The sequence below is a fragment of the Paraoerskovia marina genome (assembly GCF_900105445.1).
GTDB lineage: Bacteria > Actinomycetota > Actinomycetes > Actinomycetales > Cellulomonadaceae > Paraoerskovia > Paraoerskovia marina.
Window position 1 is genome coordinate 986,397 of sequence record NZ_LT629776.1, and the last position, 17,912, is coordinate 1,004,308.

Consider the following 17,912-nt stretch of genomic DNA (forward strand, 5'->3'; position numbering starts at 1 on the left):
CGCGACCGCCGCGACCCCGCAGCCTGCGGAGTCGCCCGAGCAGCGCGTCGAGGAGGCGAGACGCGAGGCCGAGAAGGCCGCGGACGAGGCCCGCGAGGCGCTCGCCGTCGCCCTGCGTGCGGTGACCACCGCCGACGTCGACATCACCGTGCGACGTCGTGCCGAGTACTCGACCGACGCCTCCAACTACAGGGTGGTGCCCGACGCGGTCGCGTTCCCCCGCGGGGTCGACGACGTCGTGGCGCTCGCGGACATGGCCCGCGAGGTCAGGGTGCCGCTGACCCTGCGCGGCGGCGGGACCTCCATCGCCGGGAACTCGATCGGCGAGGGCCTCGTCCTCGACACGTCCCGGCACATGAACGCCGTGCTCTCGATCGACGCCGAGGAGCGGGTCGCGCGCGTCGAGCCGGGTGTGGTGATGTCCACGCTCCAGCAGGAGGCGGCCCCGCACGGGCTGCGGTTCGGTCCGGACCCCTCGACGCAGAACCGCGCGACGCTCGGCGGGATGATCGGCAACAACGCCTGCGGCCCCCACGCGGTGGCGTACGGGCGGACGGCGGACAACGTCCGCGAGCTCGACGTCGTCGACGGGCGCGGGCGCAGGTTCGTCGCAGGACGCGGGGACGCCACCTTCGCCGCGGTGCCGGGCCTCGCCGACCTCGTCCGGGACAACCTCGCCCTGATCCGCACCGAGTTCGGTCGGTTCGGGCGCCAGGTCTCGGGCTACTCCCTGGAGCACCTGCTGCCGGAGAACGGCTCGGACCTCGCACGGTTCCTCGTCGGCACCGAGGGCACGCTCGTGACCCTGCTCGAGGCCACGGTCGAGCTCGTGCCGATGCCGAGCAAGCCGACGCTCGTCGTCCTGGCGTACGAGGACATGCCGGCCGCCGCCGACGATGTCCCTGCGCTGCTGCCGCTCGGGCCGCTCGCGATCGAGGGGCTCGACGCCCGGCTCGTCGACGTCGTCCGGCACCACAAGGGCGACGCCGCGGTGCCGCCGCTGCCTCCGGGCGCCGGGTGGCTGATGGTCGAGGTGGGCGGCGAGACGCCGGAGGAGGCCCTGGCCAACGCCGAGGCCGTCGTGGCCGCCTCGGCGAGCCCGGCGACCGCGATCTACCCGGCCGGGCCCGAGGCGACGTCGATGTGGCAGATCCGGGCGGACGGCGCGGGTCTGGCCGGCCGCACGCCCGCGGGCGAGCAGGCGTGGCCCGGCTGGGAGGACTCGGCGGTCCCCCCGGAGAAGCTGGGCGACTACCTGCGGGACCTCGACGCGCTGATGGAGCGCTACGGCGTCGACGGCCTGCCGTACGGGCACTTCGGCGACGGCTGCATCCACCTGCGCATCGACATCCCGCTCGAGGAGAACGGCTCCGTCCTGCGGACCTTCATCACCGACGCCGCGATGCTCGTCGCGAAGTACGGCGGGTCGTTGTCGGGCGAGCACGGCGACGGACGCGCCCGGTCCGAGCTGCTCCCGCTGATGTACTCCGCGGAGGCCCTGGCGCTGATGGCCGAGGTCAAGGCGCTGTTCGACCCCCAGAACCTGCTCAACCCGGGCGTGATCGTCGACCCGCGCGGGATGGACGAGGACCTACGACGCCCGATGGCGTCCCCGCTGCCGTCGCCCGTCACCCGCGACGTCAAGGGCATCGCGCAGACCGCCGGGTACACGGGCTTCTCGTTCGCGCACGACCACCACGACATGTCGACGGCGGTCCACCGCTGCGTCGGCGTCGGCAAGTGCCGCGCGGACAACGCCGCGTCCGGCGGGTTCATGTGCCCGAGCTACCAGGCCACGAAGGACGAGAAGGACGTCACCCGGGGCCGTGCGCGCGTCCTGCAGGAGGCGATGAACGGCACGCTCGTCGGCGGGCTCGCCGCGCCCGAGGTCAAGGACTCGCTCGACCTCTGCCTGAGCTGCAAGGCGTGCTCCTCGGACTGCCCGGCCGGTGTCGACATCGCCCAGTACAAGTCCGAGTCGCTGCACCGCACCTACAAGGGTCGGCTGCGCCCTGTCGACCACTACACGCTCGGCTGGCTCCCACGCTGGGCCCGCCTGGCCGGCGGGATGTCGCGGTTCGCCAACAGAATGCTCTCGATCCGTCCCCTCGCCAAGACCGTCCTGTGGGCCGGAGGCATGGACACGCGCCGCAGCATCCCGCGGTTCGCCGAGACGCCGTTCCGCACGTGGTGGCGTCGCGGTGGTGCGTCGAGCGGTGTGCCGGGGCTCGCGCCCGGACAGGTCCCCGGGCGCCCTGCCGCTGCGGAGGAGCGCCCCCGGGTGGTGCTCTGGACCGACTCGTTCTCGGACTCGTTCGACCCCGGCGTGCCGCAGGCCGCGCTCGAGGTGCTCCGTGCCGCCGGGTACGACGTGATCGTTCCCGACCAGGACGTCTGCTGCGGGCTGACGTGGATCAGCACCGGCCAGCTCGACGGCGCGCGCAAGCGCCTCTCGACGCTCCTGTCGGTGCTCGGCCCGTACGCCGTCAACGGCATCCCGATCGTCGGGCTCGAGCCGTCCTGCACCGCCGTCCTGCGCTCGGACCTGCAGGACCTCTTCCCGGACGACCCGCGGGCGCACGCCGTCGGCGAGGCCACGCACACGCTCGCCCAGCTGCTGACCGGTCCGGCGACCGCGCCGCGCCCCGAGGCCGGCTGGACGATCCCCGACCTCTCGGACGTGACCGCCGTCGTGCAGCCGCACTGCCACCAGCACGCGGTGATGGGCTTCCGCGCCGAGGAGGCGCTGCTGCGCGACGCCGGGGCCACCATCCAGACGTTGTCCGGCTGCTGCGGCCTGGCCGGGAACTTCGGCATGCAGAAGGGCCACTACGAGGTCTCGGTGGCCGTCGCGGAGAACTCGCTCCTGCCCGCGCTGCGCGACGCCCCCGCGGGGTCGGTCTACCTCGCGGACGGGTTCAGCTGCCGCACCCAGGCCGACGACCTCGCCGGCGTGCAGGGAACGAGCCTCGCGCAGCTGCTCGCCGACCGGCTCTGACGCGTCCGTGACAGGCTGACGCCGTGGAGTTCGAGGAGGTCGTGCGCCGGCGCCGGATGGTGCGGCGCTACACCGACGAGCGCGTCGACCCGGCCGCCGTCGACCGGATGCTGCGTCACGCCGTCCGCGCCCCGAGCGCCGGCTTCACGCAGGGCTGGTCGTTCCTCGTCCTGGACACCGCCGACGACGTCGCGCGCTTCTGGGACGTGACCTCGCCCGGGACGGGGGAGCCGTCAGCGTGGGCGCGTGGCATGCGGACCGCACCGGTGGTGATCGTGGTCCTCGCCTCCAAGGACGCCTACCTGGACCGGTACGCCGAGCCCGACAAGGGCTGGGACGACCGCGCCGAGCAGCGGTGGAGCGCCCCCTACTGGCACGTCGACGCCGGGATGGCCGCCCTGCTGATCTTGCAGACCGCCGTCGACGAAGGCCTCGGCGCCTGCTTCTTCGGCGTCCCGCCCGCGCAGGTCCCCGCGTTCCGCGAGGCCTTCGGCGTGCCCGAGACGTACGCACCCACCGGTGCCGTCACCGTCGGACACCCGGACCCCACCGCGACGGCGCGCGGATCGGTGGCGCGGCGCTCGCGGAAGCCGTGGGACGACGTCGTGCACCGCGGGCGCTGGGGTGGCAGGACGGGAGACGGCGCGGACGGCGGCGCGTAGCATCCGCCGCATGGCTATCTTCGCGTTCTCCGTCGCCCCGCTCGGCGCGGGCGAGTCCGTCACCGGCCCCGTCAGCGAGGCCGTCCGCATCGTCCGTGAGTCGGGCCTGCCCAACCGCACCACCTCGATGTTCACCGAGATCGAGGGGTCGTGGGACGAGGTGATGCCCGTGATCCAGCGCGCGACCGAGGCCGTCGGCGCGGAGGGCCACCGGGTCTCGCTCGTGATCAAGGCCGACATCCGCCCGGGCCGTACGGGCGAGCTCGACGGCAAGGTGGAGCGCGTCGAGCGACGGCTCGCCGACGAGTCCTGACGGCCCCGTGCCCGGCGCGTGACCTCCATGGTCAGTTGCAGACTTGAGCGCGCTCTCAGTTGCTGGTAACAACCTATCCTCGAGCGAGAAGCTTTTGTAGCAAACCTTGGACCATCCGTACTGTCAGGCGTTCTACCTACCAGCATTTGAGCCGTCGCTCCAGACGGAACCCGGAGCACATCGGCTGATTCAATCAACGGGGAGGAAAGACATTGGACCAGAGTTTTTCGCCGAAGAACCTGCGCAGGATATGGGATCTTGAGGCGCGGCGCGGACGGGATCGACTTGATCTATTCCCCGAAGTCCGCCGTGCCTATGAAACAGCTCGCGATGCGAAGCGGCACGCACGAGCAGTACGAAAGAGTGGAGTACAGTTCAGTGGACCGTCTAAGCACCATCCAGACGTTCTTGCTCGCGAGACTCGACAAGCCGCCGACGAACTCCTTGAATTGTCGCTGACCAGAACTAGTGAGAACCTGATTAGAAGTGTCGAGACGGACACCTTCACGTGGGGCTTGACGCCTGGCCGGGTCCTCCACGGGAAGCGACAGATCTACACCATCGGGGCCACCCCGGAGATTTTCTTCGCAGACAAGCAAATTCAGCGCGTTCTCGCGTCAACTCTGCCGAACCGCCCGCTTGGCCGGCAATCGGTCGTAGCGGGTTTGGTACGCACCATCGACAACAGCCTTCCGAAGATTGTTGTCCGGGTTGACGTGAAACGCTTCTATGACAATATTGATCACGGGCTGCTTCGTTCTCGCCTCGACCGATCATCACTAAGCCCATCGTGCCATCGCCTAATTGACAAGCTCCTCGCCGAGATGGAAGCAGTCACTAATCGCAGGAGAGGAATTCCAGCAGGGGTCGGCATGAGCGCGAAACTTGCGGAGTTATATATAGCTCAAGCAGATCGCGCGCTTCGAGATTCGAGGGGTACTCTCTACTTCGCACGATACGTCGACGACATTATCCTAGTGAGGGGCGAGGAACAACCTGGTAGCGTGAAACCAGACGCAGTGAAAGAAGAGATTGAAGCCGAGCTTCGCAAGCTCGATCTCTCGCTCAACCCGAAGAAGATCGTCTGCAGCCAACTCAAAAATAGAAGTCTCGATAAAATAGACTTCCTGGGATACGAAATCAAGTATCAGGGAAGAAGGGGTCTCATTGTAGGGCTCACCAAAGAACGTCAGAAGACAATACAAAGCAGGCTAGACAGAGCCTTTAATGCATGGGACCGTGCGGATGACAACAATCACGGAAGGCGCAGTCTTCTCCTTGATCGAGTCCGTTTCTTGACCGGGAACACTCGTCTTTCGCATAATAAGCGGAACGCGTTGGTCGGAGTATACTTCTCAAATCCCCATCTAACGGACATGGATTCCCTGAAGCGTCTGGATCGCCATCTAAAGCGACGCGCGTTGCAGTCTTCACTTCCGCCCGGCCTAGACGAGAAGGTTGCCAGATTGTCTTTCGTAAACGGGTTTCAAAAACGCACAATCCACCGTTGGTCCATGCAACGCATGAAGCGACTAAAAGGGGCTTGGAATGTCTAGCCGCAGACAATCTCTGAAGAGGCACCCAGCACGTGTCGTATTGAGCGACGTTCTGCCCTACGAGCTGCCACCGTCGTTCAGCAATCGGGGGCTCTACAATTTTCTGCGCGATGCCGATGTTCGTCTCGACGCGGATTCGATTTATGCGAAACGGCTCGACGACACGACGGAAGTCATCCTCGGGATGGTTCTCGGGAGGCGCGTTTCATTTCCACCTGGCACCACGGCGCAGGACCTCGTTGCAATCGAGCACGAAAATGACCGCGCAGTAGTCCCCACTATACCATTTCAGTATACGGTTCGCCATAAGATCAACGACTATCGGACGTTGACGGTGCCCCACCCGATGGCGCAGGTTGATATCGTCTACTTTTACGCGCGTTTCTCCGACCTCATGCTGTATCACACTTCAAAGAGTCGATTCTCGCTTAGGAGGCCAGCGCGCATTGCGCCCTACGTGGTCGTTAGAGACTCACTGTTTCATACTCAGCGACGATCTCATGACAGTGTTGAACATGATGATCACGAGTATGAATGGTTACGCTCCTATTTCACATATACGCGTTACTCGAACATATACAAGTTCTACGATTCTTCTGAGTATCGTTCTTGCGAACGCCGATTCGGCTATCTGATCAAAGCAGACGTAGCAAAGTGTTTCGACAGCATATACACTCATTCGATTGCGTGGGCAGCTCACGGTCACGACGTTGTGAAGGCAAATCTGGGTTCGCATCTTGATCGGACTTTCGGTGGAGCGTTTGACAAGGTCATGCAGCGTCTCAATCATATGGAGACTAGCGGGATCACCATTGGGTCGGAGGCTTCACGGCTCTTCGCTGAAGTAATTCTCCAGGCTGTCGACCTTGATCTTTGCAGTCAGCTTGACGAACTTGGAATGAAGTTTGGCGAGGACTATGAAGTGCTGCGGTACGTGGATGACTACTTCATCTTTCTAGCTGATGAGCGAATGCGTATACGCGTCATCGATGCGCTCTCGAGAAGTCTGCGTAAGTACAAGTTGCACTTGAACGCTTCGAAAGAAGAGGGTGAGCATACGCCTTGGGTGTCTCCTTTGACTATCGCGAAGGAAGGTGTTCGCCAGCTCCTACGACGCGCTACGAAACGCCGCAATCGTAACCCTAGTTTCAGTCTTGCACCTCGCCCGTACATCGATGCGCAGCAGTTGATCGTGGGATACAAGGCCATCCTACTCGACACGGGTGTGAGTCATTTTGAGCTTGCAAACTATGCTTTGGCTCGAGTGGAGCGTTCATTTGAGAAGATTCTCCGACAGTCGAGACTCGATCTCGGTGACCTCGGACTTTCGCACCAGCAACGCTCGGCGTACCATCGGTCACTTACCTCGGCTCTCCTCGCGTTGACGGACTTCGTGTTCTTTATATACTCTGGCTGCTCACTGATGAACCCTGCGGTAAAAGTTGCACGGGTTTGCAGTCTAGTTCTTCGTTACGCGCGCTCCGACGAAGTCCCAGGGCACGATCGCGAGCGAGTGGAAATGCAAGTTCGCAATGAACTGATGCAGCAACTGCGGCGTTCTAGAGGGTCGATGGCTCCGGATGCTGTTACGGCTACGCTTCTTGACTGCGTTTCGGATCTTGGTATGAGTCACTCAATTCCCGAGGACGAGCTCGCTGATCTCTGCGGATTCACGAGGGTAAAGGGAAGACTTAGGGTGCCATCCACGATGAATGTGCTGCTCCTGTTCAGCATTCTTTTGCATGTTAAGCAGTCGAGGGCCTATCCTGACCTTCGTCGAGCATGCGAGGATTGGATTCGTGAGATGCAGAATCGGCCGTTGATAGATGGAGAGTTGGCGTTGCTTAATCTCAATGCTATTACGTGTCCATTCATTTCACGCCCCCTTCGTGAAGAGATTCACAACCAATACGCAGCTCCGACGACTGCTTCGGTGGATCGCCTGACTGCGAAAGGACGACGGTGGAATGTCGATTGGGAGTCATTTGATCTTTATGCTGCACTTGAGCGGAAACGTATGCTTGAGGTATACTAGGGAAGCGCCCAGGCTCGCCCGAGTTTACTCGAGCACACACACCAGCGCAGAGCGTGACGCCTGGAGAATCGCCAGCGTTGGTGGGGCACTCGCGGCCCCGCCAACGCGAATTTTAGTTCCGGCAAGCTGTCGTTAATGTACTCAATGCTTGCCACGCCTGTGGTTTAGGGAAGAGCTGCCACGCCGAGTTGTACAGTTCTCGAGCACGGGCTGGAATATGGTGTGAGCGGTGGTCGACGCCGGTGTGTCGCCGTGCTCTCGGTGGCCGGTCCTCCTCATGTCAGGCGTGCTCGCGGGTTGCGTTCTCTACTCGGGTCTGATGAGGGGGTTTCCGGTGTCGAATCCTGGTACTTGTCAATTTTGGGTTGGCGTTCGTCAGGGTCATGTGTCAGATCTCGCTGGAGGTCTGACGCAGGTGCGTAGGCGTGTGGCATTCCGTGGTCTATGTATTGCGAACTCAGCTTAGACGTTCTCGGCGCCGTTCGGGATATTGTTGTGGGGCGTGCGGACGCGGTGTGAGACCGGGGTTCCCTCGTATTGTGGGATCGAACAGAAGGTATTGCGGTCGGCGAATCGAGTACATGTGCCGTTGCCGATCGTCGTGTACCAGTTTCGTTCGTATTCCGGCGGCGACGGCAGTGTTGTCAGATGCGTCGTTTTCGGTGCCCACTATGTTCCATATCTGTGTGTAGCGACGATGTGCAGGCAAGCGTGAGCGGTGTGAGCGATCTTCAAGCAGCGTGCTATGCCACCGCGGCCGCCTGTTGCGCTCCGTACATCTTGGTGCGGACGCTTTCGGTGGTGAGGCGGCCCGCTTGTTGTCATTGAGGTTGTCTCTTTATTGGCGCTGAGGTCCACTGGGCAGCTATGCCCTCATTCACCGGGGCCGTACGGGCGAGCTCGACGGCAAGGACGAGCGCGTCGAGCGACGGCTTGCCGACGAGTCCTGACGGCCCCGTGCCCGGCCCGTGACCTGCGTCCAGTGCGCGGCATCGGGGCGTCGCGGGCCGATTGCGGGAGTTTCACGGCGTCTGCGCGGTATGTGCGACTTCGGGTATTCGGTCTTCACAGAAGCGCCACGTAGAGTAGGCGCGCAGAGCCCGTGACGAGGGGTCCGCCACCACCGTGGAGGAGATGGGATGCCGCTGTTCGAGGTCGATCCGGACCGTGCTGTGCTGGTCGCGCAGCAGCAGGACGGGGCCAACCTCGCCACCACCGCGCAGCGTGTGGTGGACGGGCAGATCGACTCCCTCCTCGGCGAGCAGATCTTCCCTGTCTCTGAGCGGCGCACCGAGCACGAGCCGTACATGCTGGCCATCGACGCCGCCGGCTCCCCGGTGGTCATCGAGGTCGTTGCGAGCCTCGACGAGCACGTCCTGACCCGGGCCATGCGGTTCGCCGGTGCTGCCGGCCGGCTCACCCGCGCCCAGCTCGCCAACCGCTACAGCCGCGGCCCCGAGGCCTTCGAGCGGGATCTCCAGCGGTTCCGCGACGACCTCCCCTTCGGTGCCGTCGCCGACCCGACCCCCGGGGCCGGTGCCCGGCTCGTCGTCATCTGCTCGGCCGCCCGCGAGGACGTCCTCGACGCCGTCGACTTCCTCCGCAAGCCCGGCGCACGGGCGTCCGTGCTCCGCGCGTCGGTCGTGACCTCCGACGACGGTCGTCGGTTCGTCGACGTCTCGCCCCTGGTGACCGAGCACCTGCGCGCGGCCGAGCCGGTGCAGCGCACGATCGAGGAGCCCGAGGCTCCCCTCCAGGTCGTCACCCCCGAGCCGGAGGCCCCGCGACCGGTCACGTCGAGCCGTCCAACGGGAACTCGTCGGTCCGGTGCATCCCCGACGCGTGCCGCAGAGCCAGCAGCCCCTGCCTCTGCCTCTGCCCCCGCGCCGTCGCCCGAGCCGGTTGCGCAGACTGCGCCGGCCGCACCGCTCACGAGCCGACCGTTGACCCGTGCCGAGCGTCGGGCACGGGCTGCCGCCGAGGCATCGGCGAGCACGCCGGATCCCGAGCCCACCCGCACGCGCACCGAGACCCGGTCCCAGACCCCGTCCCGGTCCGAGCAACCCGAGCCGCCCGCGCGACCCGCGCCGCCCGAGCCGACGGCCTCCCCGTCGGTCGTCTCCCGCCGCGTGCCCGACTCGCCCCCCACCCGTCGGAGCCAGCGCACCCGCACGCCCGAGCCCGAGCCGGAGCCGCAGCAGCGCGAGGAGTACGTCCCGTACGAGCCGCCGGCGGACTACGACTTCTATCGTGCCGACGCGCTCGCCGACCCGCTGACGTCGAGGACGGTGCCGTCGACCTACGACACCCCGCCGAGCCGCTCCTACGAGGCGCCGTCGGCCCCCTCCTACGAGGCCCCCGCGACGCCGTCGTACTCACGCCCGGACCCGGCACCGGTGCCGTCGGTCACGCCGACGCTCGACCCGGACGTCGACGAGGTCGACCCGGACCTGATCGCGCTCGCGCAGAACATCGGCTTCTCGGCCGGGCTGATCTGGGTACGGCCCCGCCGCGGTCAGCGCTTCGAGGCGGTGCTCCACGTCGACGGCCAGATCGAGCTGATGGACGGCTCCTGCTACTCGAACCCGGACGCCGCCGCGATCGCCGCCTCGGGTGCCTCGACCGCGGACGGTTGGAGCGTCTGGCGCTTCGGCGACGGCGGGCCGTCGCTGATGGACGAGTTCCGCCTCCGCTTCAGCTAGCGCCAGCCGTACGCCGCGGTCCAGCGCGTGATCTCCTCGTAGAACGTCGCTCGGGCGGCCGGCATCGAGAGCGCGAGGTCGTGGACCCCGCCCGGAACCCGGACCAGCGTGACCACCCGGCCGAGGTTGGGCGCGCGGTGCGCGAGCGCGTCGACGTCGAGGACGATGTCCGCCGACCGCATGTCCTCGCTCCAGCGCGGACTGATCAGGCTCTGCCCGGCGATCAGCACGACGATCGGGACGTCGATGTGGAGGCCGCGGGCGACCCGGGCCTGGCCGTCGATGATCGCGTTGAGCCACCCGCCGCGCACCGGGAAGGTCGGCGTCGGGCGCCACCGCAGGTCGTAGTCCCAGGACCCGCCGGTGCTGACGTGCATGGTCCGGCCGAAGTACCCGGGGTCGATGTTCGGGAGCGGGGCTCGTGGCTGGAAGCGTGCGATCTGACGGATCGCCGGGGTCGAGACGGTGCGGACCACGGACGAGCCCTGCATCTCGATCCAGGGGGAGTTGAGGACGATGCCGCTCACCACGCCCGGGCGGCGCTCCGCCCAGAGGACGCCGGTGAGCCCGCCGGTGGAGTGGGCGACGAGCATCAAGGAGGCGTGCCGCCCGAGCTCTGCCCGGATCACCGCGAACGCGGCGTCGAGGTCTTCGTCGTACGTCTCGAGGTTCTCCACGTACCCCGGGGTGTTCCCCGGCCGGAGGCTGCGGCCGTACTTGCGCAGGTCCAGGGCGTAGAACGCGACGCCCTGGCCGTGCCAGTACTCCGCGAGGCCGGTCTGGAAGAAGTAGTCCGACCACCCGTGCAGGTACAGCACGGCACGCGCCGGTCGGACGGGCTCGTCGGTCTTCGGCCGGTACCGCACCAGGGTCGCGACGACGTCCCCCTCGTCGTCGGTGCCCAGGTCCAGCGTGAGGCGCTGGTAGTCGGGGCCGAGGAGGTCGGTCACCCACCCCTCGTCGGAGGTGGGGAAGACCTCGTCGGTGCTTCCCGCCACCCCGGTGCCGAGGACGACGTTGTCGCTCATGGCGTCGCCGGTGTCACGACGACCTTGCCGAAGTGGTCGCCGGAGACGACGCGCGCGACGCCGTCGCGTGCGCGGTCGAGGGGGACGGTCGAGTCGATGGTCGGGCGGACGCCGGTCCGAACGAGGAAGCGCAGGAGCGCCGCGAGGTCGTCCCGCGTGCCCATCGTGACGCCGTGGATGCGCAGGTCCTGGAAGAACACCCGCGTCAGCTCGGCCGGCTCCGGGTCGCCCGAGGTGAGCCCGGCGACCGTGATGACGCCGCCCGCGCGCACCGAGGACACCGAGTGCTTCCACGTCGCGCGGCCGACGGACTCGACGACGGCGTCGACGCGGGTCGGGAGGCGTTCGCCGGGCTCGAGCGCGGCAAATGCACCGAGGGAGAGTGCGCGCTCGCGCTTCTCGGCGCTGCGGGAGGTCGCGTAGACCTCGAGTCCCGCGGCCGCGCCGAGAATGATCGCGGCGCTGGTCAGGCCGCCGCCCGCGCCCTGGACCAGCACCCGGTCCCCGGGCGAGAGCTCGCCGGCGCCGAAGAGCATCCGGTAGGCGGTAAGCCACGCCGTCGGGAGGCAGGCGGCTTCCTCGAAGCCGAGCTCGGGGGGCTTGGGGATCAGGTTGGCCGTCGGCACGGAGACACGCTCCGCGAGCGTCCCGGGGTACTTCTCGCTCAGCAGGGTCCGCGGTTCACGAGGACCGACGCCGTGGCCGTCCTGGCCGACGACACCGTGCACGACGACCTCGGTACCGTCCGGCGCGACGCCCGCGGCGTCGGTGCCGAGCACCATGGGCAGAGCCTTCTCGGAGAGTCCGACACCGCGCAGCGCCCAGATGTCGTGGTGGTTGATGCTGGCGGCCCGGACCTCCACCGTGGACCAGTTCTCCCGGTCGACGGGGTCGGGGCGCTCACCCACGTCCAGGGCTGAGGCAGGGTCGTTCGGGGCGAGGCGTGCGGCGTAGGCGGCGAGCATGCCTCCACGGTAGCCGTGAGTGCGGTGGTCTGACCCGCTGAGCGCAGGTGAGCGCAACTGTCATTCGTGGGTTGCTCGTGGCGCGGGACTAGACGTAGCGCCGGACCGTGTCACGAATAGCGTCCGCGTGCGAGTAGATCTCGTCCAGGGTCGTGATCGGCTTCCGGGTCTCCGTCTTCGATTCGTCGAACAGCCCGAGGTACTTCTGGCCGGTGTTGAAATGAAGCCGAACGATCGGCTTCCGATTGTTGTCGTCGAGCAGGATCCCCATGTAGCTCTTCGTGTCGCGGTGGACGATCCGATGCGGAGCGATCTCGCTGCAGGCGATTGCACGAACGATCTGGTAGCCCTCGACTTCCTCGAGCGTGGTCTCGATGCCACGCTCATCCTGATTCGACGATTCTTCGATGCTCTGTTCAGCAGCCGCCTCGGCAGTGACTTCTGACGTCGCTGACACCGGATACGGTTGTCCGCCGAGTGCGGCCTTCAACCGATCATTCACCTGGTCGGCGAGAAATTGCCTGCTCGCCTTGGCGACCAGCCCGCGAAACTGTTCGCGAACTCGCTGAGTGAAAGCTCCTTCATAGACGCGGTTCGTCAAGAACTTCACCCACTCGTCGTCGGGTTCGCGAACCTGGCCGGCGAGCACTCGCTTGATCGCACCGATGTACTTGAGCTCCTCGGCCGCGCTGACGACGGACTCTAGGTCGAACGAGTCCTTCGTCAATTTCTGGAGTTCAGGGACAAGCGTTTCGTCCAGGTCGAGGAGGTCGAGTTGGAGAAACGGCTTGTCGTCCATCCGGTTCGGTCGATCGAGGTCGGTGTAGAAGTAGTAGTGCTGGCCGTTCGTCAGCACCGCGATCCGTGCATTGGTCGTTGCGAAGTAGCGAAAGAGCTGCGATGCATGATTGAGACTGAGCGGTGCCCCGACTGTCTTTGCTTCGACGAGGATCTGAACGTCGCCGTCTTGGACGATCGCGTAGTCGATCTTCTCGCCCTTCTTGGTCCCGACGTCGGCTGTGAACTCGGGGACGACTTCCGATGGGTTGAAGACGTCGTAGCCGAGCACGAGTGAAATGAATGGCATGACGAACGCGTTCTTCGTCGCTTCCTCGGTCTCGATCGAACTCTTCTGCTGCTGAATCTTGGTCGCGAGGGAGGCCATGCGTTCGCCGATGTCCACGATCAATATCTCCTAGTGGTCGCTCGTGCAGAGGTGCGTGCCACCACGGTAATGGTCTCGTCGGATTCGAGCCTGGTCAGGAGATGACGTGCCGTCCGATTTTCGGAACGGCAGTCGGAGTACAGCGGAATAGAGTAGTCCAGCGGGCAGTGTGCCTATGGCGGTCAGTCGACGACGCTCGCAGAAGGCCGGTCGTTGTCTGAGTCTGCTCGTCAGAGCAGCGGGAGCAGCCGTCCGAGGTCGGGGACGCCGCCCGCGGTAAAGGTGGGGCGCAGTGCTCGGGCGAGGTCGTCGACGTCGTACGGCCGTCGCCCGGCGGCGAGCCGGATCCACAGGCGGGGGTCCTCGACCTCGATGTGCCAGCCGCCGCGCGCCACGACGATCTTCAGCAGCTCGTCCGCCGCGAGGTCGACGGCGTCGCGGTTCAGGGGGTCCCCGGCGACGTGCGGCAGGGAGCGGGCGAGGTCGTCGCCGTGGACCACGAGCTCGAGGAGCCGGGAGATCACCATGTCGCGCAGGCTGATGGGTCCGCGGCGGGCCTGGACGATCTCGTTCCCGGCGAGCGCGTCGACCTGGGCGAGCGCGCGGTCGCCCTTGGCGCGGATGCCGGCGAGGCGGTCGGCCCTGATCTCGCCGTCGAGCTCGCGGGTCACCGCGGTGATCTCGTCGGCGCGGCCGGGGTAGGTGCCCAGGTACTCGGCGAGGCTGAGCGGCACGGTGCCCGCCGGGACGGTGTCCGCGACGGCGAGCGCGTCCATCGCGCGACCGAGGTGGCTGACGAGCTCGCCAATGGTCCACCCGTCGAGCTGGCTCGGCGTGGAGTAGGCGTCGTCGTCGAGGTCGGCGTCCTCGAGCCATTCCACGAGGGTGTCCCACTGGGTGCGCAGGATGCCCTCGGCCGTGGCGAGGTCGGTCATCGGTCCTCCCTGAGCGTGGCGCGGTCCGCGAGGAACGCGGAGACGGCGGCCCCGACCTCGTCGGACTCGACGAGGAAGCCGTCGTGGCCGAAGTCGGAGTGGATGACGTGCAGCGGGAGCGCGCGGGGGATCCCGGCGACGATCCGCTCGGAGTGCGAGGGAGGGAAGAGCCGGTCGGAGTCGACCGTGATGACGAGCGCCTCGGCGGTGATCGTGCTCAGCGCCTGCTCGACGCCGCCGCGGTCACGGCCGAGGTCGTGGGTCAGCATGGACTCGGTGAGCCGGACGTAGCTGTTGGCGTCGAACCGGTGGGCGATCTTCTCGCCGTGGTGCTCCAGGTAGGACTGCACCGCGAAGCGCCCGTCGGTCAGCGGGTCCTCCCCGCCCTGGGGGATGCGGCCGAACCGCGTGTCAAGCTCGAGCGCCGTGCGGTACGTGGTGTGCGCGATCGACCGGGCGATCGAGAGTCCCACGTGCGGACCGGCGCCGTCGGGTGCGTCGTAGTAGTCGCCGCCGCGGAACGCCGGGTCGGCGCGGATCGCGGCGAGCTGGGAGTGCGCCCAGGCGATCTGGTCGCCGGTGGTCTGGGCACAGGTGACGATCGGGACGATCGAGTCGACGGAGATCCCGGCCTCGGGGCCGAGCACCGCCCACTCCAGGACGCGGTGCCCGCCCATCGAGGCGCCGACGACGGCGTGCCAGGAGGTGATCCCGAGCGTCCGGGCGAGCTCGATCTCGACGGCGACCTGGTCACGGGGCGTGACGCGGGGGAACCGGCTGCCCCAGGGCTTGCCGTCGGGGGCGAGCGAGGCCGGTCCGGTGGTGCCCTGACAGCCGCCGAGCACGTTGGGCGCGACCACGAAGTAGCGGTCGGTGTCCACCGGGGCGCCGGGGCCGACCATCGCCTCCCACCAGCCGGGGGTGAGGTGGCCGGGACCGGCGTCACCCGTGACGTGCGAGTCCCCGGTCAGGGCGTGCAGGAGCAGGACGGCGTTGGAGCCGTCCTCGTTCAGCTCGCCCCAGGTCTCGTACGCGACCCGGACACCGGGGAGCCGGGCGCCGGACTCGAGGTCGAACGTGCCGACGTCGGCGAACCTGCGGTCGCCGACGGGATCGTTCTCGCGCCAGGCGGCGGTGACGGGGGCCGGCCCGCGCGCAGCGCGACGTCCGGCGGCCTGCCGGGCCGTCGGGTTGCGTCGGTTCTCTGCGTCGTTCACTGGGTCCCATCGTACGGGGAGGGTCGCGGGCATGTCGGCGGGGCTCGTCATCGGTCCGAGGTGGGACCCGCCCCGCGCCGGGTCCCGGCGCGGGGCGAGCGGTCCGTCAGGCGGTGGCGGCCGTCACGGCCCGGGCGGCGGCGAACCCGAGCTCGAGGTCCGCGAGGATGTCCTCGACGTTCTCGATCCCCACGGACAGGCGCACCAGCCCCGGCGTGATGCCCGAGACGGCGCGCTCGTCCTCGTTCAGCTGGCTGTGCGTCGTCGACGCGGGGTGGATGACGAGCGAGCGCACGTCGCCGATGTTCGCGACGTTCGAGTGCAGCTCGAGCGCCGAGACGAACGCCTGCCCGGCCTCGCTGCCGCCCGCCAGGTCGAACGCCAGGACCGCGCCCGCTCCGCGGGGGAGGTACTTCTGCGCCGTCGCGTACGCGGGGCTGGAGGGGAGCCCGGCATAGCGCACCAGGTTGACGTCGTCGCGGGCGTCGAGCCACTCGGCGACCTTCTGCGCGTTGGCGACGTGGCGCTCCATGCGCAGCGACAGGGTCTCGATGCCCTGGGCGATGAGGAACGCGTTGAACGGCGAGATCGCCGTGCCGAGGTCGCGCAGCAGCTGCACGCGGGCCTTGAGGACGTAGGCCAGGTTGGCGCCGAGAATCCCGTCCACGCCCAGGTCGCGTGCGTAGACGATGCCGTTGTACGACGGGTCCGGCGTGTTGAAGCCGACGAACCGCTCGGGGCTCGCGCCGAAGTCGAAGTTCCCGGAGTCGACGATCACGCCGCCGATCGCGGTGCCGTGGCCGCCGAGGAACTTGGTGGCGGAGTGGATGACGATGTCGGCACCGTGCTCGAACGGCCGGACGAGGTACGGGGTCGCGACGGTGTTGTCCACGAGCAGGGGCACGCCGTTCTCGTGCGCGACGCCCGCGACGAGCTCGATGTCGAGGACGTCCGCCTTGGGGTTGGGGATGGACTCGGCGAAGAACGCCTTGGTCTCGGGCCGGACGGCGTCGCGCCACTCCTGGGCGTTCGAGGCGTCCTCGACGAACGTGGTGGTGATCCCGAGCTTGCTGAGCGTGTGACGGAGGAGGTTGTAGGTGCCGCCGTAGAGGGATCCGGAGGCGACCACGTGGTCGCCCGCCTCGGCGAGGTTGAGGATCGCGAGCGTCGTGGCCGCCTGGCCGGCCGAGACGAGGAGGGCTCCGACGCCGCCCTCGAGGTCGGCGATCCTGGCCTCGACGACGTCAGTGGTCGGGTTGCCGATGCGGGTGTAGATCGGGTTCAGGTCCTTGAGCGCGAAGCGGTCCGCGGCGGCCTGGGCGTCCGGGAAGACGAACGACGTCGTCTGGAAGATCGGCAGGGCGCGGGCGCCCGTCGTGGGGTCAGGGGTCTGGCCCGCGTGGATCTGGCGGGTCTCGAAGTGTGCGGTCATGAGCTTCTCCTGCGAGTGGGGGCGGCGTGCCGGGCGGGTCCTGCCGGAGCGCACGTGCTCCTACGGCCGGGACCGGCGTCGGCTCAGAGGTGCCGGACGCGGGCAGGCGAACGTGCGCTGGGGCTAGCGGCAGCACATTCGGCGGGTCATGGGGTCGACGCTAGGTCAACGTCTCGCAGTGCGAAAGGCCGATTTCACGATGTGGACAGAGTGTCTCCGCAACGACGACGACCCCCGTCCTGCTCGGTGCAGGGCGGGGGTCGTCGGGGCCCGACGGCGTCGGGCAGGCAGATCAGTGGTGGTAGCCGGAGTCCTTCGCGCGCTGGAACGAGCGCTCGATCTCGACCTGGGCCTCGTCGCGGCCGACCCAGTGCGCGCCCTCGACGCTCTTGCCGGGCTCCAGGTCCTTGTAGACCTCGAAGAAGTGCTGGATCTCGAGACGGTGGAAGTCGGACACGTCGTCGATGTCCTGACGCCACGCGGCCCGCTGGTCGGCGGTCGGCACGCAGAGCACCTTGTCGTCGCCGCCGGCCTCGTCGCGCATGCGGAACATGCCGAGCGCGCGGCACTTGATCAGGCAGCCGGGGAACGTCGGCTCCTCGAGCAGCACCAGGGCGTCCAGCGGGTCGCCGTCCTCGCCGAGGGTGCCCTCGATGAAGCCGTAGTCGTCGGGGTAGCGCGTCGAGGTGAAGAGCATCCGGTCAAGACGAATCCGACCGGTCTCGTGATCAACCTCGTACTTGTTGCGCTGACCCTTCGGGATCTCGATCGTGACGTCGAACTCCACTGTTCCTCCAGTCGGTCCCACCGGTGCGCTCCAGGCCCCGTGCAGGTCATGTGCGTGGTGCGGAGGATTCGTCCCCGGACCACGTCGGTGTGTGCTGGACTAGTGTGACACGCGTAC

The 17,912-nt window shown here is 67.2% G+C and carries 14 protein-coding genes; 7 read left to right on the forward strand and 7 right to left on the reverse strand.

What is annotated here, in order from left to right; translation table 11 throughout:
* The first annotated feature begins 112 nt into the window (after window positions 1-112).
* From BLU20_RS04465 to BLU20_RS04490, 6 genes are all read left to right on the forward strand, one after another.
* The gene (locus tag BLU20_RS04465) at window positions 113-2,998 is read left to right on the forward strand and encodes an FAD-binding and (Fe-S)-binding domain-containing protein (protein WP_231959342.1); all 2,886 of its coding nucleotides are present in this window, start codon (window positions 113-115) and stop codon (window positions 2,996-2,998) included.
* A gap of 23 nt (window positions 2,999-3,021) precedes the next feature.
* The gene (locus BLU20_RS04470; protein WP_083371745.1) at window positions 3,022-3,660 is read left to right on the forward strand and encodes a nitroreductase family protein; all 639 of its coding nucleotides are present in this window, start codon (window positions 3,022-3,024) and stop codon (window positions 3,658-3,660) included.
* Between the two features lie 10 nt (window positions 3,661-3,670).
* Entirely contained in the window at window positions 3,671-3,973 is a 303-nt protein-coding gene (locus tag BLU20_RS04475; RefSeq protein WP_083372908.1) for a thiamine-binding protein, read from the forward strand.
* A gap of 212 nt (window positions 3,974-4,185) precedes the next feature.
* On the forward strand, window positions 4,186-5,529 hold the full coding sequence (gene drt3a, locus BLU20_RS04480) for an antiviral reverse transcriptase Drt3a (protein ID WP_083371746.1): 1,344 nt from the start codon (window positions 4,186-4,188) through the stop codon (window positions 5,527-5,529).
* A gap of 40 nt (window positions 5,530-5,569) precedes the next feature.
* Window positions 5,570-7,564: an antiviral reverse transcriptase Drt3b gene (gene drt3b, locus BLU20_RS04485; protein WP_172829013.1), complete on the forward strand. Its 1,995-nt coding sequence runs from the start codon at window positions 5,570-5,572 to the stop codon at window positions 7,562-7,564.
* Window positions 7,565-8,703: 1,139 nt separating this feature from the next.
* Window positions 8,704-10,266: a restriction system modified-DNA reader domain-containing protein gene (locus tag BLU20_RS04490; RefSeq protein WP_083371748.1), complete on the forward strand. Its 1,563-nt coding sequence runs from the start codon at window positions 8,704-8,706 to the stop codon at window positions 10,264-10,266.
* Here the strand turns inward: BLU20_RS04490 and BLU20_RS04495 are convergent.
* The 6 genes from BLU20_RS04495 to BLU20_RS04520 all read right to left on the reverse strand — a co-directional run bounded on the left by BLU20_RS04495 (window position 10,263) and on the right by BLU20_RS04520 (window position 17,008).
* On the reverse strand, window positions 10,263-11,294 hold the full coding sequence (locus BLU20_RS04495; protein ID WP_083371749.1) for an alpha/beta hydrolase: 1,032 nt from the start codon (window positions 11,292-11,294) through the stop codon (window positions 10,263-10,265). The two genes, BLU20_RS04490 and BLU20_RS04495, sit on opposite strands and share 4 nt — an antisense overlap.
* A complete protein-coding gene (locus BLU20_RS04500) occupies window positions 11,291-12,259 on the reverse strand; it encodes a zinc-binding dehydrogenase (protein WP_083371750.1) in 969 nt (322 codons plus the stop codon). The genes BLU20_RS04495 and BLU20_RS04500 overlap by 4 nt, the downstream gene beginning before the upstream one ends.
* Window positions 12,260-12,347: 88 nt before the next feature.
* The gene (locus BLU20_RS04505) at window positions 12,348-13,424 is read right to left on the reverse strand and encodes a type I restriction endonuclease (protein WP_407946479.1); all 1,077 of its coding nucleotides are present in this window, start codon (window positions 13,422-13,424) and stop codon (window positions 12,348-12,350) included.
* Between the two features lie 230 nt (window positions 13,425-13,654).
* A complete protein-coding gene (locus BLU20_RS04510) occupies window positions 13,655-14,359 on the reverse strand; it encodes a maleylpyruvate isomerase N-terminal domain-containing protein (RefSeq protein ID WP_083371752.1) in 705 nt (234 codons plus the stop codon).
* Window positions 14,356-15,576: a homoserine O-acetyltransferase MetX gene (gene metX, locus BLU20_RS04515; RefSeq protein WP_231959295.1), complete on the reverse strand. Its 1,221-nt coding sequence runs from the start codon at window positions 15,574-15,576 to the stop codon at window positions 14,356-14,358. The genes BLU20_RS04510 and metX overlap by 4 nt, the downstream gene beginning before the upstream one ends.
* A gap of 106 nt (window positions 15,577-15,682) precedes the next feature.
* Entirely contained in the window at window positions 15,683-17,008 is a 1,326-nt protein-coding gene (locus BLU20_RS04520) for a bifunctional o-acetylhomoserine/o-acetylserine sulfhydrylase (protein ID WP_029252881.1), read from the reverse strand.
* Between BLU20_RS04520 and BLU20_RS14280 the strand changes: the two genes are divergently transcribed.
* Window positions 17,007-17,135, forward strand: a complete 129-nt coding sequence (locus BLU20_RS14280; protein WP_269457225.1) for a hypothetical protein — start codon at window positions 17,007-17,009, stop codon at window positions 17,133-17,135. The two genes, BLU20_RS04520 and BLU20_RS14280, sit on opposite strands and share 2 nt — an antisense overlap.
* Before the next feature lie 165 nt (window positions 17,136-17,300).
* On the opposite strand, the gene BLU20_RS04525 is transcribed toward BLU20_RS14280, so the two are convergent.
* Window positions 17,301-17,795 (reverse strand): inorganic diphosphatase, encoded by a 495-nt coding sequence (locus BLU20_RS04525; protein WP_029252882.1) that lies wholly within the window; start codon window positions 17,793-17,795, stop codon window positions 17,301-17,303.
* Between the last annotated feature and the right edge of the window lie 117 nt (window positions 17,796-17,912).

Coding starts and splice junctions, on each gene's coding strand:
- BLU20_RS04475 (WP_083372908.1), top strand. CDS start 3,671: ATGGCTATCTTCGCGTTCTCCGTCGCCCCGCTCGGCGCGGGCGAGTCC.
- BLU20_RS04490 (WP_083371748.1), top strand. CDS start 8,704: ATGCCGCTGTTCGAGGTCGATCCGGACCGTGCTGTGCTGGTCGCGCAG.
- BLU20_RS04495 (WP_083371749.1), bottom strand. CDS start 11,294: ATGAGCGACAACGTCGTCCTCGGCACCGGGGTGGCGGGAAGCACCGAC.
- BLU20_RS04500 (WP_083371750.1), bottom strand. CDS start 12,259: ATGCTCGCCGCCTACGCCGCACGCCTCGCCCCGAACGACCCTGCCTCA.
- BLU20_RS04505 (WP_407946479.1), bottom strand. CDS start 13,424: ATGGCCTCCCTCGCGACCAAGATTCAGCAGCAGAAGAGTTCGATCGAG.
- BLU20_RS04510 (WP_083371752.1), bottom strand. CDS start 14,359: ATGACCGACCTCGCCACGGCCGAGGGCATCCTGCGCACCCAGTGGGAC.
- BLU20_RS14280 (WP_269457225.1), top strand. CDS start 17,007: ATGAGCTTCTCCTGCGAGTGGGGGCGGCGTGCCGGGCGGGTCCTGCCG.
- BLU20_RS04520 (WP_029252881.1), bottom strand. CDS start 17,008: ATGACCGCACACTTCGAGACCCGCCAGATCCACGCGGGCCAGACCCCT.